The sequence below is a fragment of the Ensifer sp. Root278 genome, from assembly GCF_001429285.1.
Lineage (GTDB): Bacteria > Pseudomonadota > Alphaproteobacteria > Rhizobiales > Rhizobiaceae > Ensifer.
On record NZ_LMJJ01000003.1, the window covers coordinates 271,479 to 293,791 of the forward strand.

Annotated in this window: 20 protein-coding genes and 4 pseudogenes; 9 read left to right on the top strand and 15 right to left on the bottom strand. The window is 60.7% G+C overall.

The window, feature by feature from the left end; translation table 11 throughout:
- Position 1: 1 nt before the first annotated feature.
- The 3 genes from ASE60_RS35115 to speB form a co-directional block, all read right to left on the bottom strand.
- Complete coding sequence (locus ASE60_RS35115; RefSeq protein WP_110881590.1) at positions 2–169, bottom strand: hypothetical protein; 168 nt, start codon at positions 167–169, stop codon at positions 2–4.
- Positions 170–278: 109 nt separating this feature from the next.
- The gene (locus ASE60_RS05320) at positions 279–1,787 is read right to left on the bottom strand and encodes an aldehyde dehydrogenase family protein (protein ID WP_057248684.1); all 1,509 of its coding nucleotides are present in this window, start codon (positions 1,785–1,787) and stop codon (positions 279–281) included.
- A gap of 56 nt (positions 1,788–1,843) precedes the next feature.
- Positions 1,844–2,821 (bottom strand): agmatinase, encoded by a 978-nt coding sequence (gene speB, locus ASE60_RS05325; RefSeq protein WP_057248685.1) that lies wholly within the window; start codon positions 2,819–2,821, stop codon positions 1,844–1,846.
- 90 nt (positions 2,822–2,911) lie between these two features.
- On the opposite strand from speB, the gene ASE60_RS05330 reads away from it, so the two are divergent.
- Positions 2,912–3,844: a LysR family transcriptional regulator gene (locus ASE60_RS05330; protein ID WP_057248686.1), complete on the top strand. Its 933-nt coding sequence runs from the start codon at positions 2,912–2,914 to the stop codon at positions 3,842–3,844.
- Between the two features lie 326 nt (positions 3,845–4,170).
- Here ASE60_RS05330 and ASE60_RS35505 read toward each other — a convergent pair whose 3' ends face one another.
- The 5 genes from ASE60_RS35505 to ASE60_RS05355 form a co-directional block, all read right to left on the bottom strand.
- On the bottom strand, positions 4,171–4,380 hold the full coding sequence (locus ASE60_RS35505) for a hypothetical protein (protein WP_057248687.1): 210 nt from the start codon (positions 4,378–4,380) through the stop codon (positions 4,171–4,173).
- Between the two features lie 413 nt (positions 4,381–4,793).
- Positions 4,794–6,794, bottom strand: a complete 2,001-nt coding sequence (locus ASE60_RS05340; protein ID WP_057248688.1) for a glycosyltransferase — start codon at positions 6,792–6,794, stop codon at positions 4,794–4,796.
- Positions 6,776–8,011, bottom strand: a complete 1,236-nt coding sequence (locus ASE60_RS05345; protein ID WP_057248689.1) for an HlyD family efflux transporter periplasmic adaptor subunit — start codon at positions 8,009–8,011, stop codon at positions 6,776–6,778. The genes ASE60_RS05340 and ASE60_RS05345 overlap by 19 nt, the downstream gene beginning before the upstream one ends.
- A 219-nt stretch (positions 8,012–8,230) precedes the next feature.
- Positions 8,231–8,998, bottom strand: a complete 768-nt coding sequence (locus ASE60_RS05350; RefSeq protein ID WP_057248690.1) for an EAL domain-containing protein — start codon at positions 8,996–8,998, stop codon at positions 8,231–8,233.
- 66 nt (positions 8,999–9,064) lie between these two features.
- On the bottom strand, positions 9,065–9,799 hold the full coding sequence (locus tag ASE60_RS05355; protein ID WP_057248691.1) for a hypothetical protein: 735 nt from the start codon (positions 9,797–9,799) through the stop codon (positions 9,065–9,067).
- Positions 9,800–10,079: 280 nt separating this feature from the next.
- Between ASE60_RS05355 and ASE60_RS05360 the strand changes: the two genes are divergently transcribed.
- Together ASE60_RS05360 and ASE60_RS05365 are read left to right on the top strand one after the other, a co-directional pair.
- Positions 10,080–11,465, top strand: coding sequence for a sensor histidine kinase (locus ASE60_RS05360; RefSeq protein WP_057248692.1), 1,386 nt, complete (start codon positions 10,080–10,082; stop codon positions 11,463–11,465).
- 5 nt (positions 11,466–11,470) lie between these two features.
- A complete protein-coding gene (locus ASE60_RS05365) occupies positions 11,471–12,112 on the top strand; it encodes a response regulator transcription factor (RefSeq protein ID WP_057248800.1) in 642 nt (213 codons plus the stop codon).
- 49 nt (positions 12,113–12,161) lie between these two features.
- On the opposite strand, the gene ASE60_RS34425 is transcribed toward ASE60_RS05365, so the two are convergent.
- Entirely contained in the window at positions 12,162–12,614 is a 453-nt protein-coding gene (locus ASE60_RS34425; protein ID WP_057248693.1) for a hypothetical protein, read from the bottom strand.
- A gap of 1,787 nt (positions 12,615–14,401) precedes the next feature.
- Here ASE60_RS34425 and ASE60_RS35515 point away from each other — a divergent pair.
- The 5 genes and pseudogenes from ASE60_RS35515 to ASE60_RS05395 all read left to right on the top strand — a co-directional run bounded on the left by ASE60_RS35515 (position 14,402) and on the right by ASE60_RS05395 (position 18,497).
- Positions 14,402–14,899, top strand: a complete 498-nt coding sequence (locus tag ASE60_RS35515; RefSeq protein ID WP_244495548.1) for a hypothetical protein — start codon at positions 14,402–14,404, stop codon at positions 14,897–14,899.
- On the top strand, positions 14,848–15,723 hold the full coding sequence (locus tag ASE60_RS35520) for a hypothetical protein (RefSeq protein ID WP_244495549.1): 876 nt from the start codon (positions 14,848–14,850) through the stop codon (positions 15,721–15,723). Before ASE60_RS35515 ends, ASE60_RS35520 begins: the two co-directional genes overlap by 52 nt.
- Positions 15,666–15,989: pseudogene (locus tag ASE60_RS35525) on the top strand (ATP-binding cassette domain-containing protein); the annotation flags it as partial. The gene ASE60_RS35520 and the pseudogene ASE60_RS35525, both read left to right, overlap by 58 nt.
- 146 nt (positions 15,990–16,135) lie before the next feature.
- Complete coding sequence (locus ASE60_RS05390; protein ID WP_200964159.1) at positions 16,136–17,467, top strand: HlyD family type I secretion periplasmic adaptor subunit; 1,332 nt, start codon at positions 16,136–16,138, stop codon at positions 17,465–17,467.
- 772 nt (positions 17,468–18,239) lie between these two features.
- Positions 18,240–18,497: a hypothetical protein gene (locus tag ASE60_RS05395; RefSeq protein ID WP_058324660.1), complete on the top strand. Its 258-nt coding sequence runs from the start codon at positions 18,240–18,242 to the stop codon at positions 18,495–18,497.
- A gap of 55 nt (positions 18,498–18,552) precedes the next feature.
- Here ASE60_RS05395 and ASE60_RS05400 read toward each other — a convergent pair.
- A pseudogene (locus tag ASE60_RS05400) lies at positions 18,553–19,070 on the bottom strand (NADP-dependent phosphogluconate dehydrogenase); the annotation flags it as partial.
- On the opposite strand from ASE60_RS05400, the pseudogene ASE60_RS05405 reads away from it, so the two are divergent.
- Positions 19,029–19,193, top strand: a pseudogene (locus tag ASE60_RS05405) (NADP-dependent phosphogluconate dehydrogenase); the annotation flags it as partial. The pseudogenes ASE60_RS05400 and ASE60_RS05405 sit on opposite strands and share 42 nt — an antisense overlap.
- Before the next feature lie 8 nt (positions 19,194–19,201).
- On the opposite strand, the pseudogene ASE60_RS35530 reads toward ASE60_RS05405, so the two are convergent.
- The 5 genes and pseudogenes from ASE60_RS35530 to ASE60_RS05425 all read right to left on the bottom strand — a co-directional run.
- Positions 19,202–19,321, bottom strand: a pseudogene (locus ASE60_RS35530) (allophanate hydrolase); the annotation flags it as partial.
- A complete protein-coding gene (gene pxpB, locus ASE60_RS05410) occupies positions 19,318–20,028 on the bottom strand; it encodes a 5-oxoprolinase subunit PxpB (protein ID WP_057248698.1) in 711 nt (236 codons plus the stop codon). The gene pxpB and the pseudogene ASE60_RS35530, both read right to left, overlap by 4 nt.
- Entirely contained in the window at positions 20,025–20,492 is a 468-nt protein-coding gene (locus ASE60_RS05415; protein WP_057248699.1) for a hypothetical protein, read from the bottom strand. Before ASE60_RS05415 ends, pxpB begins: the two co-directional genes overlap by 4 nt.
- Entirely contained in the window at positions 20,479–21,834 is a 1,356-nt protein-coding gene (locus ASE60_RS05420) for an acetyl-CoA carboxylase biotin carboxylase subunit (protein WP_057248802.1), read from the bottom strand. Before ASE60_RS05420 ends, ASE60_RS05415 begins: the two co-directional genes overlap by 14 nt.
- Positions 21,835–21,874: 40 nt before the next feature.
- Positions 21,875–22,300: an acetyl-CoA carboxylase biotin carboxyl carrier protein subunit gene (locus ASE60_RS05425; RefSeq protein WP_057248700.1), complete on the bottom strand. Its 426-nt coding sequence runs from the start codon at positions 22,298–22,300 to the stop codon at positions 21,875–21,877.
- Positions 22,301–22,313 lie beyond the last annotated feature (13 nt).

The following is a 22,313-nucleotide window of genomic DNA, read 5'->3' on the forward strand; positions in this document are numbered from 1 at the left end:
CTCATGCCCCCCAGAACCAGGAGCCGAGGACCAGCACGAGCGTCAGCACGGTCATGCCGGCATAATCGAGGGCGGTCATCGTGCCTTCGAAGCGGTGACCCGCCTCGATGTCTTCATAGATGCGGGCGCGGCGTCCCAGTTCGTTCTGCCAGGCGATATCGTTTTCCATTTTTGGTTCCCCTATCGCGTCGCGCCTTCGGCGTCTTTCTGCGATGAAAGGCGGCTCCATCAGCCGCCGGTGGTGCGAAGCGGCCGCCCATGGGCGGCGGCCGCAAGGTTTACGGCAATGTGATCCACACCGCCTTGGTCTCCATGAGGTAGTCGAGTTGCTCCGGCCCCAGGTCCTTGCCGAAGCCCGAAGCCTTGAAGCCGCCGAAGGGCATGGAAGGATCGATGGTGCTGTGGGCATTGACGTAGACGGAACCCGCATGCAGGCGCGGGATGAGCGTGTGCACGCGCGCGAGATCGTTCGAGTAGATCGCGGCGGCAAGGCCGAACGGCGTGTCGTTCGCCAGCGAAACCGCGTCCTCCAGCGTGTCGAAAGGGCTGGTGACCAGCACCGGCCCAAAAATCTCCTCGCGCACGATGCTCATCTCCGGCTTGCAATAGGCAAAGATTGCCGGTTCGATGAAATGGCCAGGTCGGTCGGGACTGCCGCCGCCATGGATCAGCTCCGCGCCCTCGCGGCGACCGGCCTCGATATAGCTGGAAACCACCTTTTTCTGCTGCGCCGAGACCATGGGGCCGATGTAGCAATCGCGGTCGAGACCCGGCGCAAGCTTCAGCGTGCGGGTGACAGCGACCAGCTCTTCGAGGAACGCGTCATGCACCGACTGCTGGACATAGACGCGGGTGCCGGCATCGCAGACCTGACCGGAGTTGAAGAACACGCCGTTTGCCACTGCACGGGCAGCGCTTGCCAGATCGGCATCGTCGAGCACCAGCACCGGCGATTTGCCGCCGAGTTCCAGCGTCACATGCTTCAGATTGCCGACCGCCGTGCGGCCGACCTCCTGCCCGACCGGCGTCGAGCCGGTAAAGGTGACCTTGTCGATGCCCGGATGGGTCGACATGGCCGCGCCGATGACGCTGCCCTTGCCCGTGACGATATTGACCACGCCATCGGGAATGCCGGCCTCCTGCACCAGTTCGGCAAAGCGCAGGGTGGATAGCGAGGTGAGTTCCGCCGGCTTGACGATGACGGTGCAGCCGACAGCAAGGGCAGCTGCGAGCTTCCACGCCATGGTCTGCAGCGGAAAGTTCCACGGCACGATGGCGGCGACGACGCCGAGCGGTTCCTTGCGGGTATAGGCGAGATAATTTCCGGGAATGGAAGGTTCGACGGTGCGGCCGTGCAGCTTTGTCGGCCAGCCGGCGAAATAGCGGAACGTATCAACCGTGCCCTGGATATCGATCTCGCGGGCAAAGGTCACCGACTTGCCCATGTCGATAGCTTCGATTTCCGCCAGTTCGTCGGCATGGGTCTCGATGAGGTCGGCGAGGCGGTGCAGCAGGCGTTCGCGTTCGAGCGGCTTGAGGAGACGCCACGCGCCGCCATCGAACTGGGCGCGGGCAGCGCGGACGGCCCGGTCGAGATCGTCCGTAGTGCCCGAGGGGGCGCGGGTGATCAGGCCGCCGGTGGAGGGCTCGAAAATGTCGAAGGTCGCGCCATTGCCGCTGTCGACCCAGGCGCCGCCGATGAACATCTTCTGGGGCTTGGCCAGAAACCGCCGCGTCGCATCGCTGACGCCGTATTGATCCAGATAATTGCGGACGCTTTCGTCCATGTCTCTTCCTCCTCGTCGGCCGCCGCTGGCGTGCCGGCCCTTCCCGGGGTCTTTGCTCAGCGTTTTTCGGCTCTTGCATGCATGACGCGGCCGATGAGGTTCATGAGAACCTGCGCGGCCAGAATCGAGGTGCCTCCGGTGTGGTCGTAGTCGGGGGCAACCTCGACCAGATCGATGCCGACAATGTTCCCGCGCTTGGCGAGCGCCGCCAGGATCTCCAGCACCTCGTAATAGATGAAGCCGCCATGCGACGGCGTGCCGGTACCCGGCGCGATCGACGGATCGAAGCCATCGATGTCGATGGTGACGTAATAGCGCGCATCGGCGGGGATGCGGTCCACCACGCCCTCTATGCCCAACGCCCGGATCTGACGGACCGAAAGGATGTCGGAGCCCATCTTGCGGGCATCCTCATAGCCTTCCTTGGCGGTGGAGGAGACGTTGCGGATGCCAAGCTGCGACAGGCCGCTGACATAGGGCTTTTCTGCCGCGCGGCGCATCGGGTTGCCGTGGCCGTAGCGCACGCCATGGCGCTCGTCGACGAAATCGAGATGGGCGTCGATCTGCACGATGTGGATCGGACCGTTCTTCTCGCAGTCCTCGGCAAAGGCATTGACGCAGGGGATGTTGATGGAATGATCGCCGCCCAGCACCACCGGCAGTGCGCCGGCCGCCAAAATCTTGCGCACGCCGAACTCGATATTGGCGTGGCTCTTCATCGTGTCGGTGTGGACGATATCGGCATCGCCGATATCGACGATCGAGACCGCGCCGCTCGGCAGATAGGTGACGTCGTCCTCATGATCGTAGGCGCCGCCGTGGCCGAAGGAGAACAGGGTCGAGGCTTCGCGGATCGAGCGCGGCCCGAAGCGGGTGCCGGCACGCCACTGGGTGCCGCAGTCGAACGGTGCACCGAGGATCGCCACGTCGGCGTCGATGGCGTCCCAGTCCGGCTGGTAGGGATATTTGCCGAAGGTGCAGATGCCGACAAACGGCAGGTTCAGACGCCCGGTTTCATAGGAATTGCTGGTCATGTGTCTCCTCCACAGGTGAAGGAGTGTGCGGAAGGTCGATACGCTTAAAAATATCTATGATTGGATGTTTAGTTGTGACTTAATCAATGCATGATCAACAAGGTTCGCCACCGCGTTCTCAACCTGTCGCTCGGCGATGCCGAGCTCCGGCTGCTGCGCGTCTTTGCTTCAGTCGTGCAGCACGGCGGCTTTTCCGCCGCGCAGTCAGCGCTCGGCATGACGCAGGCGACAATCTCCACCCATATGCGCAATCTGGAACAGCGGCTGGCCTTGCGCCTGTGCACCCGCGGCCGCAGCGGTTTCCAGCTAACGGAGGAAGGGCGGCTCGTCTATGACGCGGCGCTCGAACTCTTCGGCTCGCTGGAGAAATTCCAGAGCCGCATCGGCGAGGCGCAGGGTGAGCTTTCCGGCAATCTCAGCTTCGGCACCGTCGATGCGATGATCACCAATGGCGAACTCGACCTTCAGGGCGCGCTCGCCAGCTTCCATGCGAAAGCGCCGCGCGTGCATCTGGAAATCGATGTCGCAGCACCGCAGGTGCTGCACCAGGGGCTACTGAACGGCTCCTACCAGGTCGTGCTCATGCCATCGGTCGGCAGCGTCACGCCGCATGTCCGCAGCCAGCCGGTGTTTTCCGAAGTCCAGAAGCTCTATTGCGCCGAGCGCCACCAGCTCTTTACCCGCCCCGACGAAGAGCTCACCGACGCGATGCTGGCATCCCAGTCCTTTGCCGGCCGCACCTATATGCTCAACGAGACGATCTGCGGCGTGAACTTCACCTGGGCCGCCGCAACGCCGCATATGGAGGGCACACTGCTGCTTCTGCTTTCCGGTGCTTACATCGGCTTCCTGCCCGATCATTATGCAGAGGAATGGGTGCGCACCGGCCGCCTCAGGGTCCTTGCCCCCGAGCGCATGACCTTCGAGGATATGTTCCATATCGCCTATCCCCGCAACAAGCCTTCACGCGCGGCCGAAACCCTGGCAGAGGCGATCACCGAGAGCGTACGAAAGCCGCACTGATGTTTTCCGCTGGCCCCGGAAACCGGGGGCAGACGGTTCAGTCCTAGGACAATTCCAGGAAAAGTGTGAAACGGTTTCCGTCCGGAGTAGCGTTGCTTCAACGAGTTGGATCATTTCACTGTTTCGATGAAACGATGAAATGATCTTGGGCCGGTCGAGGTGCAGCAACCGCCGCATCGCTGAGGGCAGACATGGTGCAAAGCGGCGCAGCATGCGCCCTGCCCAGCCGGAAAGCGCAAGGCAGACCGCAGTTTCACTGCTCGCGTCCCTATCGCCCCGATCTGCAACCAAGTAGCCGATGCCGCGCAGCATTTTCACTTCCTGTCCTACCGAACCCGAACGGGCTCGGCGTAATAGGGCAGCCGGTCGATCCGCGGCGACCACAGTCCCTTGTCGACGACCGTGCGCACATGCGCTGCGATCTCCTCCATCGGCGCGAACCAGACGTCCCCGCGCTTAAGAACCTGCTCAAGGAAGCGATGCACCACTTCCCAGCGCGCAAAGCGTCCGGTGGCGAATGGGTGAACGACCGGCACCCAGGGCGCGCCGTGCCGGTAGGCGGCCTCGAACTCCTGCGCGAGGGCGGCAAAGCCCCTGCTCCGGCGCGCGGATCGGCATCATGTAGTCGAGATCCATCGACTGGACATATTGCGGCCAGTCGTCGAGGCCCCAGTGCGAGGGCAGTTCCACCAGGCGGCCGGCATCGCATTCCAACCCGCGGTGCAAATTCCTTCGCCCAGGAGCGCACCAGCCCGAGCACCCCATGCTTGGAGGCGACATAGGGCGAGAAGGTCTCGCGGCGGTGATAGGCCATGTCGGACGCGGTCATGATCAGACGGGCCGTCCCCTCCACCGTCCCCTCCATCAGCCCGATCGCCATTTTTCCAACGAAGAAGCTGCCGCGCAGGTTAATGGCGATCACCCGGTCGAAATCGGCGGCTGGAGTTTGCTATTGGGAGACGGTGCGCGCGCGTCCGAAGGCGCGCAGTAGCAGGTTCACCGAAACAGCGATCTTGTCGATGTCGGGGACGTCTCGGGAGTAGCGCCCGGTATAGAGCTTGACGATCATCTGGTCGCGCTCTTTGCCGCTGAGCTCGTAGTGAAGGTGAAGGTAGAAGCGCCTCTTGTCTCCGGCGCGCGAGATGTCGCCGCGCCGCTGCGTCACTTGCCTGAGATCTGCATGTAGCGGCTCGAAGCCATCAAGTCTGAGCGTCACCTGTGTGGACTGGAAACGCACTTCAGTCGGAACGGCGACCACCGCCTTGTCGAGTGAGAGGCTGACCACGCGCCCCGGCGTGCCGTCGACATTGGCGGGCTCATCGAGCCTAAAAGCCTGGAAAAGGCGACACGGTTTCTCAAAGCAGATGAGAGAAGCGATGACAAGGACGACGATGTTGATCCCCGACCATACGGCCCCAATCGCCGAAAACGAGCCGTGTATCCGCGCGGTTTCCGGAACGATGTTGATCAGGAGCCCCAGTGCTGTGGCAGTGATGAAGCCCGCGATCCAAGAGAACGTGTAGGCATCGAAGGCGTTGGCCTCGTTACCGGTGCCTTTCGGGGTCACCTTGAACGGCTTGCCGAAGGGCCGTACGAGGCTGGAAACGACCGTCGGCAGCATGCGAAAGGTTGCGAACGTCCCGACGGCGCTGGAAACTACAGGGAGGTAGCGCGTCGGGGTGATCCACAGCATCAACAGGAAATAGGCCGCCAGAACGGGAAGCTGGTTAGAGACATAGTCGGCAACGCCGGTGAAGTGCAGCGGCAAGGCGCCGAACCAGAGATAGGCGATCGGCACCATCAGGACGATCAGGCGCACGATGTACTGCACCAGCCAGGACATGGGAAGAAACATAATCCGCTGGAACAACGACAAGCCCGGTCCGCGCAAGGGGCCGTTGTGGAGATAGAGCGTCTGGATGCCGCCCTGGCACCAGCGCTCTCGCTGGACGAAATAGCCCGTCAGGTTCTCGGCTGCCAACCCCATCGACAGGCGCTCGTTCAAGTAACGGGTCTTGTAGCCTTTGTTCAGCATCGACAGTGTCGTCAACAAATCTTCGGTGATCGACTCCGTCGGGAAGCCGCCGATCGCGTCGACTGCCTTGCGGCGGGCGATCGAGCACGACCCACAGCAGAAGCTGACGTCCCAGACGTCGCGGCTCGGAGCGATCTCGTCGAAAAAGAGGCGCTGTTCGTCCGGCCAGATGTTCTCCAGACCCAGGTTTGACTGGACCGGATCGACATTGAAGAAATGCTGCGGCGTCTGGACGATGCCGATCTCCTCGTCCGAGAAGAACGGCAAAGTACGCTTGAGAAAATGGCGATAAGGAACAAAGTCGGCATCGAAAATGGCAATGAAGTCGCCCGAACTCGCGCGGAGCCCGTTGTTCATGTTTCCGGCTTTCGCGTGCGCATTGTCCGTTCGCGTCAAGTGGACCGCGCCTCGCTCTGCGCAGAAGCTCTTCAGCCAATCACGCCTGCCGTCATCGAGGACATAGACCTTGAACTTGTCTTTCGGATAGTCGAGTGCCAACGCCCCGACGATCGTCCGCTCCAAGACATCGAGCGGTTCATTGTAGGTCGGAATAAAAACGTCGACTGTAGGCAGATCCTGTTGTTCGCGAGCGAAGAACGTCTTTCCCAAGCGGTCCGCTTCGGAACTCCGGTCAACGTATCGGCTCATCAAAATGAGGAAAAGGACAACCTCGGTGAAGGCAAGGAGCTCGATGATGAAAACAACCCAAACCCACCATGCGTTCGCGCCATCGGCTGGATAGGGAAGAACGGTCTCGAAAAGACGCCAGACCATATAGCGCAATGCGACAGCGCCTACGACGGCGCAGGTGATGCTGCGCGCCCAGCTTTGATGCCGTGGCCAGTTGGATGGCCCAAGCAGGAAGAAGGCGATAACCAGCAATGTGGGCGCGAGCGCTAAAAGAGGTTGAACCACAAGCTTTTGATCCACTGCGTCAGTTGCAGATTGTGCCTGGAGATGCGTACCTGGGCGGTCCGCCCCACCTGGCAAAAATTGCCGAAATCGGTGTTGAGCGCTGAGGGTATGAGTTGAACGCGGATCCTGGCATCGCGCTCCTCGGCCTCCGGCTCCTTGGCAGCTAGATTGTCCTTCTCGACAACGGCAGAAGAGCCTTTGACTGCCTGCACTTTCGCCTTGAAGACTTCGCTCCGACCGAGGAGCCGAACCTCCGCTTCGCGACCCGGATAGATCTCGTCGTAATCGACTTCGGGAACGAGGATATCGACGAAAAGCTCGCGGCAATCGAGGATACGCAGCAGCTCGTTGTTCAAGATGACATTGGAACCGTTGACGACGTTCCGGGTCCACACCACGCCGCTGAATGGCGAAGAGACCGCCGCCAATTCGAGACTGCGAACGCGCTTCTCCTCCTCGACCAATTGATGGTCTATCTGGTCGGCGCGCGTGCTGTTTTCGACTATGCGGGTGTTGATATCGTTTATGCGAACGATCACCTCGTCCTGGCGCTGGCGGGAATAGGGTACATCGTTTTGACCATCGCCCACGATGAATATCCCCTGACGAAGCGCCGTCAGTCGTTGTTCGAGCAGCTCGAGCGACAGATTGCTGATCTCGACCTCACCGCCCGTGGCGGCGCCCGCGGCAGCGGCCGACTCCACCATTTTGCGCGCAAAAATCCCTTTCGACTCCAACTCCTGCCGTCGGTCGAGGTCTACCTTGGCGACGAAGTCCTGGGCGCGAGATACCTCGACCCGCTTCTGCAGGATGCGAAGCTCGCGTTCCAGACTTGCAATGGTGGCGTTCTTGAAATTCTCGAGTCGATCGGCGAGTTGGGTGCGCAACGCGACAAGTTCGTCCCGTTCCCGTTCGAGCGCCGCAACGCGATCAACCGCGGTCTTTCCTTCCGCCTGCAGCGAAGCAAGGATCGCCCGATTGACCCGATCATTGCGGATCGTCAGAAGCGTCTCGTTTGCGGCTACCGGGGTGCCGATCCGGGGTGGTGCCTGCTCAATCTCGCCATCGATCGGCGCGTTGATCACTGCAAAGCGAGCGTTGACCGTGCCATCAAGGCTGGTAAAGCCCGTGAGCCCCGGCAAGAGCACGACAATGGCAAGTGCCAGAAGCAGGATCCCAACGACAATGCGTGTGACGCGATGGTTCAGGAGCTGCATGCGCAATCCCACTCACTACCGTTGACAACGACGACGGGGCTAGCGACATGCTCCCACCGCCGGGTTAACTTCCGGTGAGATGACGAGATGAACAACCCTCAAAATTGTATGTTTTGCAGCTGAAGTTTGTCCCATTTTCGGAAGATTCGGACGGGCTACCGCCGTGTGTGCGGCCGATTTTCAGACAGAGGCGCGGGCGTCCGCAGGCCTCCTCTTCTCTCAGCAAACCATCGCACTTGAGTGATCGTGCACTTCTCCGCCAAATAGCGGAGCGAGGGTAGGTTCGGAGAGCAGAAACCCTTGAACATGTGTTGCTCCCGCGGCCTGCGCGGCTTCAAACTGCGCATAGGTTTCGACGCCTTCAATGACCACGACCGGGGCGACGCAGGATGCGAGACCCACCATGTGCGAGAGAAAGCGCTCCGCGTCGTCACGACCCAGACGCAAAAAGAATCCGTCGATCTTCACGATGTCGACGGGCAGCGACAAAAGCGCCTCAGGTGTCGAGAACCCAGTGCCAAAGTCGTCGACGGCGATCCTGTAACCAAGCGCCTGCACACTTTGCAGAAACCGGCCGGCTATCGGAAGTCCCGATACGGGCAGACTTTCCGTCAACTCGAGCACAAGCCGCGATGCAAATCTCGTATTTGCAGACAGCAGATCGAAGAGAAGTGCTCTGTTGCGTTCGTCGGAAATACTTTCGACTGAAATGTTGCACCCGAGGACACCGGATGGCTGGCACGCGAGCCAGTCAAAAGCGAGGGCGAGCATATGCCTGTCAAGCGCGGCAACACGACCTGCCGCCTCCAGATAGCCTATGAACTCGCTGGCTGCCATGATCTCGCCATCGGGTTTGACGAGCCTTCCCAGGCATTCCGAGTAAAGGACGCGGCCGACGTCGGCGACTGAGTTGATGTGTTGAAGAGAAAAGCCGACACGTCCCTGTTTCATTGCGTGGTCGAAGGCTTCCGCAACACGATCAAACATTCGAATTCCGCCTTGTTTGGCAACCGGCCCGACAACAATCACCGGAGCCGGCTGCCTGTCTTTGTTTTACTGGACGCTTTCTACTTCCGGATCCGTTTCTACTTCCGGATCCGTCTCATCCACCGTCGATGGCGGCAGCGTCTCGCGGATTTCGTCGATCTTGCCGACCGCAGGGCCAACGCCGAGTATCTCCTTGGCTTCATCGACCATGTCGTCAGTCACCACACCGTCCTTGGTGAAGCTGGCAAGCGCATCACGCAGCGCTTCGTCACTCAGCGCCGGGTCCGTGGGGATGGCATCCTCACCGTTTTCAGCCTCAAACTCGGCATAGGCGATCGCATAGGCCCGAACCCCGGCCATCTTGGGATCGTTCGAATTGAGGTAAGCGTGGTAATTCCGGTTGAGCGAACCAAAGCCCGGCGCGTTCCCCGGCGTTACCGGTTCAACAACCGGATCCAACTCCACCGGCGCCGATTTGACGACCTTCTCGGCCTTCGCCGGCTTGGACGCTTTTTCCTTGCCGCTTGATGTGTGGGTCTTCTTATGCGATTTCTCGCCGGACTTGTTTCCCTTCGTCTCCTTGCTTCCGCGCGCATTATCGGACTTGCCGTGGCCGGAACTGCCACCACGATCACTGCCGTGGCCGCCACCATGGTCACCACCGTTTCCGCCACCATGGTCGCCGCCGTTGCCGCCCTTGGCATAGGCGAAACCGTTCAGCCCCAAATTGCCGCCAGCCACCGGCGCGATTGCCAGTGTCAGTGTCATGATGCTTCGCGCGATCAGTCTCGTCATGGCCATGATAATCTCCTTATTCCAACTTGCTGTTCACTGTCCTTTCGCGGACTCAGGCGAACGATCATTGATGCACGGACGATATCTGCGCCCCGGACACGGCGCCATCGACCCCAGACCATTGCCTTCGCGCTTGGGACTTAGGTCCGGGCCCAAAGCATCAAAGGTCCGATCAAGCTCGCGTCGATCGCCCTGCCATTGACCGCGTTTCGAGAGTGGTTAGGTTGAGCTGGGCTTGCTACAATCGTCGCGCCGCACGAGCCGGCGGCCCGATCCGAGAGACCTGGTGCGCTTCAATCAACTTATCACCCGCTGGAATTCTCAATCGCTCGCCAGGCAGTTTCTGCTGATTGGGGGAGCAGTCTCCGCATGCGCCATGGTGTTGATCGGAGCCTTTGTTTCGAACCGGATCGAAGATGCGGTCACCCGGAACTCGGCCGCGACGACTGCACTCTATGTCGATAGTGTGATTGCGCCGCTGCTGCCCGACATGCAGAGGAACGAAGTCCTAGACGGGACCGTGGCACGCGCGCTGGATGAGACCCTCGGCCAAGGCGCACTGGGTGACCGGCTTCTCTCTTTCCGCCTTTGGCGCGCGGACGGCACGCTCCTCTATTCGAGTGATCGGGCCGCTGACGGCACGAAGGTTGAGCTCAGCGGTGAATTGCAAACCGCATTTTCCGGCAAGATGGCCGCGCGCTTCGATCGGGAAAGGAACATAGCGACTGATAAAGGTTCAAGGGTACCGGCGCTTGTGATCTACAATCCCGTACTGCAGCCCTGGTCCGGGCAGGTGGTTGCCGTGTCGGAATTCCACGAGGTCGCCAATGAGTTTCAGCAAAGTCTCAATGAGGCGCGCATGCATACTTGGTTGGCGGTCGCGGCCTTCACACTTGCCTTCTTTGTCGTGCTGTCGGCAATCGTGCTTCGCGGTAGCAAGACGATCGAGAGCCAGCGCCATGCCCTCAAGCAACGGGTCGAGGAACTCTCGGAATCGCTCGCGCAGAACGAAAAGTTGCGGGGTCGCCTCCAACGCGCTTCGCAGCGCGCCACCGCGTTGAACGAAAGTTATCTGAGACGTATCGGAGCGGACCTGCATGATGGCCCGGCCCAACTCGTCGCCTACGCCTCGCTCAGGTTGGATAGTGAAGCCTTGAAGCGCAGCAAAACGCCGGCCGGCACGCGCGACCGCGAAATTGGTGCGATAAAGGCGAGCTTGGACGAAGCGATGCAGGAGATTCGCACGATCTGCGGCGGCCTGGTCCTTCCGCAGATAGAAACGGCGGGTCTGACCGAAATCCTGCAGCGGTGCGTAAAGGCGCATCAGCAGCGGACTGGTTCACCCGTCGAGCTGCACTTGACGAAGCCTCCCGAACGCCTCTCGCAGGCGGCGAAAATATGCATCTACCGGTTCGTGCAAGAGACCCTCAACAACGGCTTTCACCACGCCGGCGGTGTCGGACAGCGGGTTACGCAGCGGACGGATGGCGACCGTGTCACGATCGAGGTTACCGATAGTGGACCCGGTTTTGACCCGGACACAGTTCTGCCCACAAGTCTTGGTCTTGCCGGCTTGCGAGAACGGATCGAAAGTCTCGGAGGAACGTTCGAGCTCGTTGTGGCAGCGACCGGTACAACCGTTCGCATGACGACCAGCGTCAAGGAGATATGACAATCATGGTGTTTCCCATTCGCGTTGCTATCGTGGACGATCACCCCTTGTTTCGGGAAGGTGTGACGCGGAGCCTGTCGGAGATCGAGGGCTTTGAAATTGTCGCCGAGGGCAGCTCGAAGGACGATGCCACCCAGATCGCGGAGCGCCTTGGACCGGATATCATGCTCATGGATATCTCCATGCCCGGTGGTGGTTTGGAGGCCATACCGGCGATCCTGAAAATCGCCCCATCACAGAAGATTATCATGCTCACCGTTTCCGAAGACGGCGACGACGTGACAACTGCGCTGGATCGAGGTGCCACCGGCTATGTGCTGAAGGGCGTCGGTGCAAGAGCGCTTGCCGAGGTCATTCGCACCGTGGCTTCGGGAGAGCGCTATGTGGCGCCGACCTTGTCTGCCAAGCTTCTGTCCAGCCGGACACCAGCGGCAGGCGGCAAGTCCGGCCTGATCGCCGGTCTAACGCCTCGTGAAAGGGAAGTTCTGGAATTGGTGGCAGCAGGTATGAGCAACAAGCATGTCGCAATCCAACTGGACCTGCAGGAAAAGACCGTAAAGCATCATATGACGCAGATCATGACAAAGCTGGGTGTCGGCAACCGCACTGAAGCGGCTATGGTACTACGCGACGCGCGCGAAGTCTGATCCACGTCGAACAAGGATGGCGCAACCGGCTTCGTGCGCCTACCCTCACCTAATGCAAGAATGAATCTATCCGTTTTCTGTCGTTTGCCGTCGCGCGGCGGTTGATGATGGTGCGTCCGCGGGCATCCTTCATGATGTAGCGGCCATTCGCGATCTCTTCGGTAATGCCGCCTTCGTGGCGAACGCCGACATCCTGTCCATTGGCCTTTGCGTTCCCACGATTGGAGTTCTTGGAACGCTCGCTGTTGGAATTGGAGCGGTCACTGCCATTTGAACTCCCACCACCGTTCCCGCCGCCGCCTCCACCATTCCCGCCGCCGTTGCCGCCACCGTTCCCGCCATTTCCGCCCCCGCCTCCATTACCATTGCCACTGTTGGCGAAGGCGACCGTCTTGACGATCGTAAGCCCAGCGCTCGACGTTTCGAGGCTGTAGGGTAAGGAGATGGCGAGGGTGCAGACTGCCGGCAAGAATGCTGTCAGGATCATCCGACGCGTGATCATAATGTCTCCAAGGTCATTTCGTGCGCAAGCGCACTCAGCGCGGCGGGTAACCAACCGACTTTGCCCTTGACCGAGACGCACAGTCAACTCGCTCCAGCAAAGATCCTGGCTGCACAGGACCTTTCCCTTACCCCGGCTGGACCTTCGTCCCATCCAAGCCAGACTATGGTCGGAAGACCGGGCGGGGGTCCGCTGGTGCGATCCGGCGGATCAGCCAGGCAAACGCGCTTGAGCCGGTCTCTGACTGGAGGGTTGCCGGGTTTAGCCTGATGCCGCCGTCTGGTTAAAAAGACGGCTCCCGGAGGAGCCGATGAGGTAAGCGAAGGGGCCAAATGTCAGGATCACCGATCTATGAAGGCTCCTGGTTGACCCCATTTGAAGGGCATGCTGTTCGGGCGGGGCTAGATATTCGTCGATTCCCGCGCCGGCGTATGGTACTTCTCCAAAAGGTAGAGTGGTGCCAAAGGTTCCGCCATGGGACTTCAGTCTCACTCCTCGCGGCAAAGGTCTTAGTTCCGTTGTCGCGCGTTCCGTTCACCCTAGTCTTCCTGTTCAGCCCATGGCACTTCGGCCCGTACCGCCATGGGAGGGTAGCGGCTTCGGAGCGGTCCTATCGTCCCCGCCCGACGGCTCTGGTGCCGCTGCCCGATCCTTCCGGAGGGTCGTCAGAAGTACTTTCGAAACCTCTCATCGCGGCGTGAGATAGGTGTCCGGGAATTCTCGTTCTGAAACGGCAAAACTCTCGCCTGGTAGGAATCCCAGAGGACAAAAGCCTATCGGGCAGCTCCCCTTCCGTTGAGGCTCAGGCGGTCATCGCGAAAAAAAGAGCCTCTACCCGCTAAGGAAGAGGCTCAGTCGGTGCTTGCGATTGGCCTCTGCAGCGGGGACTGCATCGAGGGTGGCAATCGCAATGAGAAAAGGGTGACTGAGGCCCCGCCCAAAGACAACTTCCCTAAAGGGACTAGCCCTGATTAGCCGAAGATATAACCGGGGGCCTGCACAACAAAATGTCGGGCAGCGGTTTAAGAGCGTGGCAGCCGCACACCTTACAATCTATTCCTCATGAGCGATTTCAAAGGCAGCGTCCTGCGCAAGAACCAACGTCTCAATCGGAACAGTGGCGTTGCAACAGTCGACCAAAAGGCCTGTCGTCGTATACCAAGACGGGCGGACGCCCGGTTGAGGATTAGATTGCTTGTCGGCCTCGCTGCTGGGGTCCTGTCCCACATAAGACCTAAGTCCTATTTGCGCCGGCAAAGGTCCTACTCTGCTTGTGACGCAATTCAATCCCAGAATATCCTAACTACGACCATGGCGTCATCCACCGCCACGGCCGCAAAAGTGGTTCCAGAGTCGCTTGTGACGCCTTTCCGGGCGACTCTGGATCACAGCGCCAAACTTGCTCGCAGGTTCATTAATAATAATTAAGAATCCGAACCTGCCGCATCTCATCTCTGCTTTTCGCTGGGACATTTATGCCAGACGGCTCGGCCGTTCAGCCGCAACGCTATCGATGCCCTTACGCTGATCCGGCTTCGCGAAGCGGCACAACTTCCGATATATTAGATAGTCCTTAAGGACGGCTTGAAGGGCCCATACGAGAGGCGTAGCGTCCCAGTCTAAACCAGGTGCCTCAACGTAGAGCACCTGACAAGGCGTGATGAGAACACGCATAGGGGGGGATTTCCCAGAACAAATCTGCTTTTCCTAAGTGGATAGAGGCCATAAAGCTCGAGGGCCCCTATCCCTTTTCTTTGGCCAATTCATTTTCGTGGAGGATAACCTCGATGGCGCTGGACATCCAGACTCAAGACATCATCATCGACGAGAGTACTCTACTTCAGGACGACGATATTAACCCGTCGGATCCGCCTCACGATACCAACCCCACCCTGTTGTATCTCCTAACTCTCGACGATACGGGCGGGCTGACCTCACCAGAGGTCGCTTACCAAGCCAATTTCGTGCAGGCCTCGGCGAGCGCAGGGGAAACCATCTCCGGGATCGTTCTTGCGCAGGATGCCTCCGGCACACCCTTTTCCAAAACCGTCGGCGTGAACAGCGGCATCCAAACGGTCGATGGCAACTATGTCCCAACGAATCCCAACGTCGTGATCGGCGTGATCGGAACCTCCGACCCGGACGTCCCGCCCGCTGCTGACGGGTCGCTCGCCTTTGCGTTTGGGCTGGACCCACAAGCGCCACTAAAGCGGACCTTTACCTGGTTCAGTACGTGCCGCTGCTCCATCCGGATGAGACCGACCCGGACGACCGGATCGATCTGACTGATCACGTGGTCGCCTCGGTCGCGGGGACCTCGGTGGTCAGTTTTACCGGTGAGAATGCCCATCCCGGCAGCAATGAATTCAACCTGCTCAGTTCACCCAGTGACGCATCCAAGCAGTTGCTGGTGACGGGGCTCGTGCGGTCCTCCCAGGGCGACCCGAACAGCGCGCTGGTCAACAGCGAGTGCAACGTGAATCAGCAGGGTTTTGGCGTCGATAACCAGAGCATCCAACCGGACACGGACGGGCAAAATCAACCACTCGGACGCGAAGTGCTGCAGATTGATTTTGTGACCGGCGGCACCCCCGATGCAGGTGATGGCGCGGACATCGCGTACGGCAGCCATCTCGAAAACATCACGCAGGCTGGCTTCATAATCAACCAGCTCACGCCGTCTCAATCGGCTGGGCGGGCGGACATCGCGATCCGCGCCTTCAACGTTCAGGGCAACGAGCAAGGCTCGGACTTCTTCAACGGCAGCCCGACCACCGCCGTGGACATCACCAGCATCAAGCTGACCGGTGCATCGGGGTTTGCTTCCACCATCACCGCGGACGGAACCTATGCCACCGCGAGCGGCAACGTCACCATCACCGGGCTCAGCGGGACCGGGAATGCTGTCACCATCACCGGGCTGGATAACACCACAACCGTCGATATCACTACCAGCGGCTTTATGGATCGACTGCATGTCGAGTCGGTCGATTCGAATGAAGGGATCGACATCACCGAGGTCCATTTCTCAGCGACGAACACCAACGCCCACAGATCGGCGAGTCGGGCGCGACACTGTCGGGCGGGCAGCGTCAACGCATCGGGCTAGCGAGGGCACTCTACGGCGATCCGGCACTCCTTATCCTGGACGAACCAAATTCCAATCTCGACCGCGAAGGTGAGGACGCGTTGATCGCAGCCATCAGCGCGATCAAGGCCGCAGGCACGACGATTATTCTGATCGCGCACCGACCGAGCATCATGCAGAAAGTTGACAAGATACTGGTCCTCAACCGAGGCCAACAAGATCTCTTCGGTCCGCGTGACCATGTCTTCAACGAACTTGCCAAGCGCAACGGCGCGGTAACCCGGATCACAGCCATAGCCGCGAACCAAGGCGTCGGCGCTGGTCCGGCCGGTCGATTCACAGTCCGAAATTCGTCACCTATTTCAGAAATTGTTGCCGGAAGCATTTCAGGAGGAGATGCAGACCCGGCACAAGCACCCGAATGGAAAAAGATATGACCGTTGTGCCGCTACCCGCGCCACCGTCCCCGATGCCGAAGCCGATACCCTTGCGTATCGCGGGCGTGACGTGGGCCGGATTTGCCATCATGTTCCTGTTCTTCGGGATGGCCGGAGGTTGGGCGGCACTGGCGCCGTTGGACAGCGCCGCAGTGGCACCGGGCGTTGTCAAGGTCGCCGGCGACCGCAAGCTCATCCAGCACCTTGAGGGCGGCATCATCGCGGAGTTGAACGCCGCCAACGGTGACATCGTCAAGGCTGGCAAGGTTCTGATCCGGCTCGACGACACGCAAGCCAAAGCACAACTGGACCTGGTTCAGAACCGGATCACAACGCGCGAGGCGCTGGCCGCGCGGCTCAGGGCGGAGCGTGACGACAAGGCCGAGATCGACTTTGATCCGGCGCTGCTCGCAAACCGTGCGACCGCTGCCAAGGACGCGGTGGCCACGCAGCGCGACGTGTTCGCGGCAAAGCGCCACAACTTGAACGACGAGCGGACCATTCTCGGACAACGCCGCCACCAGGCCGAGGAGGAGATAACCGGACTGGAGAGACTCGTTGCGACCGAGGACAAGCAGATCGAGGCTCTCGAAGGGGAGACCAAGGATCTTGAAACTCTGCTCAAGAAAGCACTCACCACCCGCGCACGGAACCTGCTGCTCAGACAACAACAGCGCGAGATCGAGGGGGAGCGCGCTACCAATATCGCGGCGATCGCTCGTGCCAGAAGCGCCATGGCCGAAATTGACGCGCAGATTCTGAACCTTAACACCGTGCGGCTGAAAGATGCTGTCGAGGAATTGAGCAAGGTCGAGGCGGATTTGTTCGACCTCAAACAGCAGGAGCGTTCCGCCAACGACGTGCTTGCCCGCACCGACATCGTCGCACCGGTTGACGGTATCATCATGGACCTGAAGGTCCACACGGACGGCGGTGTCGTGAAGCCCGGCGAAACGTTAATGACCATGGTGCCTCTCGGACAGCAACTCGTGGTCGAGGCTATGGTCAGGCCGGAGGATGTCGAGACGATCGCCCCCGGACAGCCGGCGCGTGTCAGCTTTCCAGCCTTCGCACGCTACAACCTGCCGCCACTCGACGGCGTCGTGGAGATCGTATCGGCTGACCGCATGGTAGAGGAACGCAGCGGGGTGCCATACTTCACCGCAACCGTGTTGATTGACAGAAACGAACTCACCAAGCTCGAGGGTCGCAAACTGTTGCCCGGCATGTCGAGCGAGGCAATGATCCGGACGGGTGTCCGCACCGTGCTTGCCTACCTTGCAGAACCAATCACGCAGAACTTCCGCCGGGCGCTACGGGAAAAATAGGGAGCCAGCCCGGTTGCGGTAGAAGAGCGACGAACGGGTTCGTTTGGCTTTGGGCGAGCAAGAAGGGACGTGATGAGCCTCTGGTCGTTCAACCGAGCGGATGATGCGCGGATAGATTTGCTCCTCAAATGCAATGCGACGCCCGACACCACGGTCCAACATCTGCCAAGAAAGCCACGCCACGCGCGTCGTTGCCCGATATTCGTTCCGACCTCAATTCTCCCGCATAGCCCTACGAAACGTTCGTGTTCGACCGACAGAGCTCAGAGGTCTGTCCCTTATTCCGATGGGGAGCCCAACGGGTGCACTTGATTGGCGCAGTGGTCGATTTTCGGGGAGGCATTTCTTTGAGATCTTATCAGACCTAGGTCCGGTGCGCTCTGGCAAAGGTCCTAGCGGCGTTGCTCATTCCGAATCCGCCCGCCATGCTGTTTAAGCGCCAAAGAGCCAAGGACTGCCCTCCGTCATTGGCGCTAGTGATCCCAGAGCGCTCGCCCCAGTCCCATTCGATTAAGCGCTCTGGGATCCCCCCACTCCTCGTTCCGGCACAAACGCGTTTGGTCATTGGAGGGCCGAGACGCGGCTGTCGAGCGAGTGACCTCGGCAACATCACTCTTGACGCTACTGATCTCACTGGTCGGATTGAGGATTTCCATCTCGCGGTCCTGCCGCGCTCAATTGCCGCTACAGAGCCTGCACGGTCATATTCATGTTGCTACCCCTCGGATTGTGGAGGACACTGGCCTACAGGCGTTACCTGAAGGCGGAAACGATGGATTTTGAGAAGATCGGACGGGCACGCCTGATGATGCGGCTGCCGAGGCATCGGCAACAGCTTGCGGAGCTAAGGTTCCTTTCCCTGAGTACCCTGTTAGAGGCTTATGGCATCGCGGTGATCACCCGGGATGAACTCCGAGAACACGCGATCTCAGGCGAGCCTCTGACTGCCCGATACGAGAACGACTGTCAGGCGATCGAAGACAAAGTCGTGAGTTTGCTTACCAATGTTAGTCCTCGCTTTGTCAATTGAGTGCTCGCCTCTTGGCTCCTGAAGGGATCGAACGGTCGCAATTTCTGGGTGCCGGCTAAAAGCCACTGCCCCAAGGTCCGTGATGGCTGTCGGCACCGTCAATGCGGTCGAAGCCGTGGGCGCCGAAGAAGTCGCGCTGCGCCTGGATGACATTGGCCGTACCGCGGCCGCGGCGGTAGCTGTCGAAGTAGCCGAGCGCCGAGGCAAGCGCCGGCACCGGCAGGCCGCCGAGAACGGCAGCCGAAACGACGCGGCGCAGGGCTGCGTCGGTTTGCTTGACCATGGCGGCGAAGACCGGGGTGACGATCAGGTTGGCGGCATCCGGCGCCTTGGTGAACGCGGTGGTGATCTCGTCGAGGAACTGCGAGCGGATGATGCAGCCGGCGCGCCAGATCTTGGCGATGGTCGGCATCGGCAGGTTCCAGTTGAACTCCTTCGATGCCGCCGATAGGCGCCGATCTTGGCGGCCAGCAGCGCGCTTTCGAGATCCCTGATGAAGGCTGCCTTGTCGGCCACCTTGAAGGCGCCGACTTGCTGAAGGCCGCTGATCCTTTGACCGGCAAACCGATCGTCGATTTGATCCTCGACAAGGCCGGCCAGAAGGGCACCGGCAAGTGGTCGGTGATCGAGGCGCAGAACATGGGCGTGCCGGCAACCGGCATCGAGGCGGCGGTTGCGGCGCGCAGCATCTCTTCGATGAAGGTGCCGATCTCCAGTGCCACGGGATCCATTGCTCCTGAGGCCGTGACCCCGATATTTCGATAGCCCGGACGCCCCCGATCCTGGACAGTGTTCAGCGGGCCGGTTTCGAGGATTTCGATCACAAGTCGATCCTTTCAGGGCGGAAGCGCACGGTATCGCCAGGCGCCATCAAGGCGGGCACTGCAGCCAGCGGATCGAACATCTGAAGTTCGGCAAAGCCGATCGAATTCCATCCGTTCGGGCCGGTCAGCACGGCAACACCGGTTTGCATGCCGCCGATCGTGACGCAGCCCCGCGCCATCTTGAGCGAGGGCACGGTCTTTCGCGGCATGTGGATGCGTGGATCAAGCCCGTGCAGGTACCCGAAGCCCGGCGCACTGCCGAGAGCGAAGACGCGATAGATGCCTTCGTGGTGAATGCGCACGACCTCCCGGTCGCTGAGGCCGCTGAGGTCGCAGAGCGCCGGCAGGTCGGTGGCATGTTCGCCGCCATAGGTGACGGAGATTTCAATTTGCCGACCGGCAAGTTCGATGCCCTGCGAACGCTGCCATTCGTCCTGCAGGTGCCGGACGACAGCTTGCGGATCGTCCGGGGTCTCCTTCAAGAGGACCAACAGGTTGGTCATGCCAGGAACGATTTCGGCGACGTCTTCGTGCGTCTCGAACGCGCGGGAGAGCGCCCAGATGCGCCTCTGGTTCGGCAGGTCGAAGGCCCCGGGTGCTTCGAGCAGAAAGGCACGCGTGCCGATGAAGGAAATCTTCGCCAGCGCCTCGGTATTCGGGACGATTGAGGCAGGCGACGGGAACGGGGCCTGTCGCAGGAGGCTCATTGGGCGTGTTCTATGGTCAAAACGGGATCTCCGTAGCCGATCAACTCTCCGGCACGGGCATGAACGCCTGCGACGATCGCGGTTGCCGGCGCTACCACCGGGACGAGGATGGGCCCGACCTCGACAAAACCAGCGATATCGCCGGCTTCGAGCGCTCGGCCTTCACCGGCAAGCGGTGAAGCGTCCGATCCAGCGGGATGCCGGTCGCGAAAAACCCCGGCAAGCGGCGCCTTGACGGCCCGGCCTTCGGGCACCAACGAGGTCACATCCTGAGCCTCTTCACGACGCTCGACCGGGCTGGCGTCGGGGGCCAGCACGATCTTCAATGCGTGGCCGTCCTTCGTGCTGATCTCCAACTCGCTCGCGCCGGAAGCGCCAAGCCAGGTGGTCAGAGTGGAGATGAGGGCCGGATCGGAGAAGTCACCGATCCCGGATCTGCCTGACGAGCGGTCACGCCTTGACACCGGCTTCCTCCCTCAAACGTTTTTCAAGATGATGGATATCGACGCAGCCCTGCATGAAATCCGGATCTGCCAAGATCCTTTCGTGCAGCGGGAGGTTGGTGGAGATGCCTTCGATCCTGGTTTCCGAAAGCGCGACCTGCATGCGCCGGATCGCCTCGTCGCGGGTCGGGGCGTGGACGATCAGCTTGGCAATCAGGGAATCATAGTATGGGGAAACCCGGTAACCGGCCGAGATATGGGTATCGACGCGAATGCCCGGTCCGCTTGGAAAACGAACCGCTGAAATGCGGCCGGGAGCGGCCACGAAAGTGGTCGGGTCCTCTGCATTGATACGGCATTCGAAGGCGTGTCCTTGCGCCTCTCCGCGGAAACGGCGCGTGTCGAGCACGTCGCCCTGGGCCGAACGCAGCTGCTCGTGCACGAGATCGACGCCCGCTGTCGCCTCCGTCACGGGATGTTCGACCTGCAGCCGGGTGTTCATTTCGATGAAGTAGAACTCGCCGTGCTCGTAAAGGAACTCGAAGGTCCCAACCCCACGATAACCGATCTGCCGGCAGGCCTCTGCGCAGCGCGCGCCGATCCTCTCTGCGAGTTCCGGTGCGATACCGGGCGCCGGCGCCTCCTCGACGACCTTCTGGTGCCGTCGCTGAACGGAGCAATCGCGATGACCAACCCAGACTGCATTGCCGTGATTGTCGCAGAGCACCTGGAATTCGACATGGCGGGGGTGCTCCAGAAACTTTTCCACGTAGAGCTCAGGCTTGCCGAAGGCGCGGCGCGCCTCCTCGCGCGTGATCACGACCGCATCGGCTATATCGGCGCCATCGCGCACAACGCGCATGCCCCGCCCGCCGCCGCCGCCGGCCGCCTTGACGATGACCGGGTAACCAATGGCCTCAGCGGTGGCGCGCACGGCATCTATGTTATCAGGTAGCGGCTCGCCCGGTCCCGGCACGCAAGGGACGCCGGCCGCCATCATCGCGCGCTTGGCAGCGATCTTGTCGCCCATGATGCGGATTGCCGAGGCCGGCGGGCCAACGAAAACCAGTCCGGCCCTTTCGACCGCTTCGGCGAATTCCGCATTCTCCGAGAGAAACCCATAACCCGGATGGATCGCCTCCGCGCCGGTCACACGCGCAGCAAGCAGGATCGCCGCCTGGTTGAGGTAGCTCCTTGTTGGTGCCGACGGTCCGATCGAGAGTGGACCACCTTCGCCCGGTGCTGCCGCGCCGGCCCTATCCGCCTCGGATGCAACACGGATCGCGCGAAGGCCGAGTTCCTTGCAGGCCCGTTCGATCCGGACGGCGATTTCTCCTCGATTGGCGATGAGGACGGACAGAATGGATGACCGGTTTTCCGGCCGGGCTCGAAAGACGCATCCATCACCCGATCTCCACGAGCGGGTCGCCGAAGGCGACCTCCTGGCCGTCCGCAAAGAAGATGCGCTTGACGATGCCGCCGAACGGAGCCGATATAGTCGTGAAGACCTTCATCGCCTCCACGATGCAGAGAGCCTGACCCACCTCTACCGGATCGCCTTCCGCCACGATTGGAGCGGATCCCGGGCTGTTTGACTGATGTACGATGCCTGAGGTCGAAGCACGAACAAGCTGCGTTTGCGGCTGGTCGTCCAACCTTGGCGGCTCGACCGTCGATGGCGTTGCCTGCACTGTGGTTGGGATTTCCAGGTTGGCTACACGAGCCGGATTGCGAATGACGACAGTCGTGTCCGCATCGCTGACTATCAGCTCCGAGACACGCGAACGCCCGACAAAGTCGAGAAGCGTCTTGATCTTTTGCAGATCCATTGTTTTCCCCACG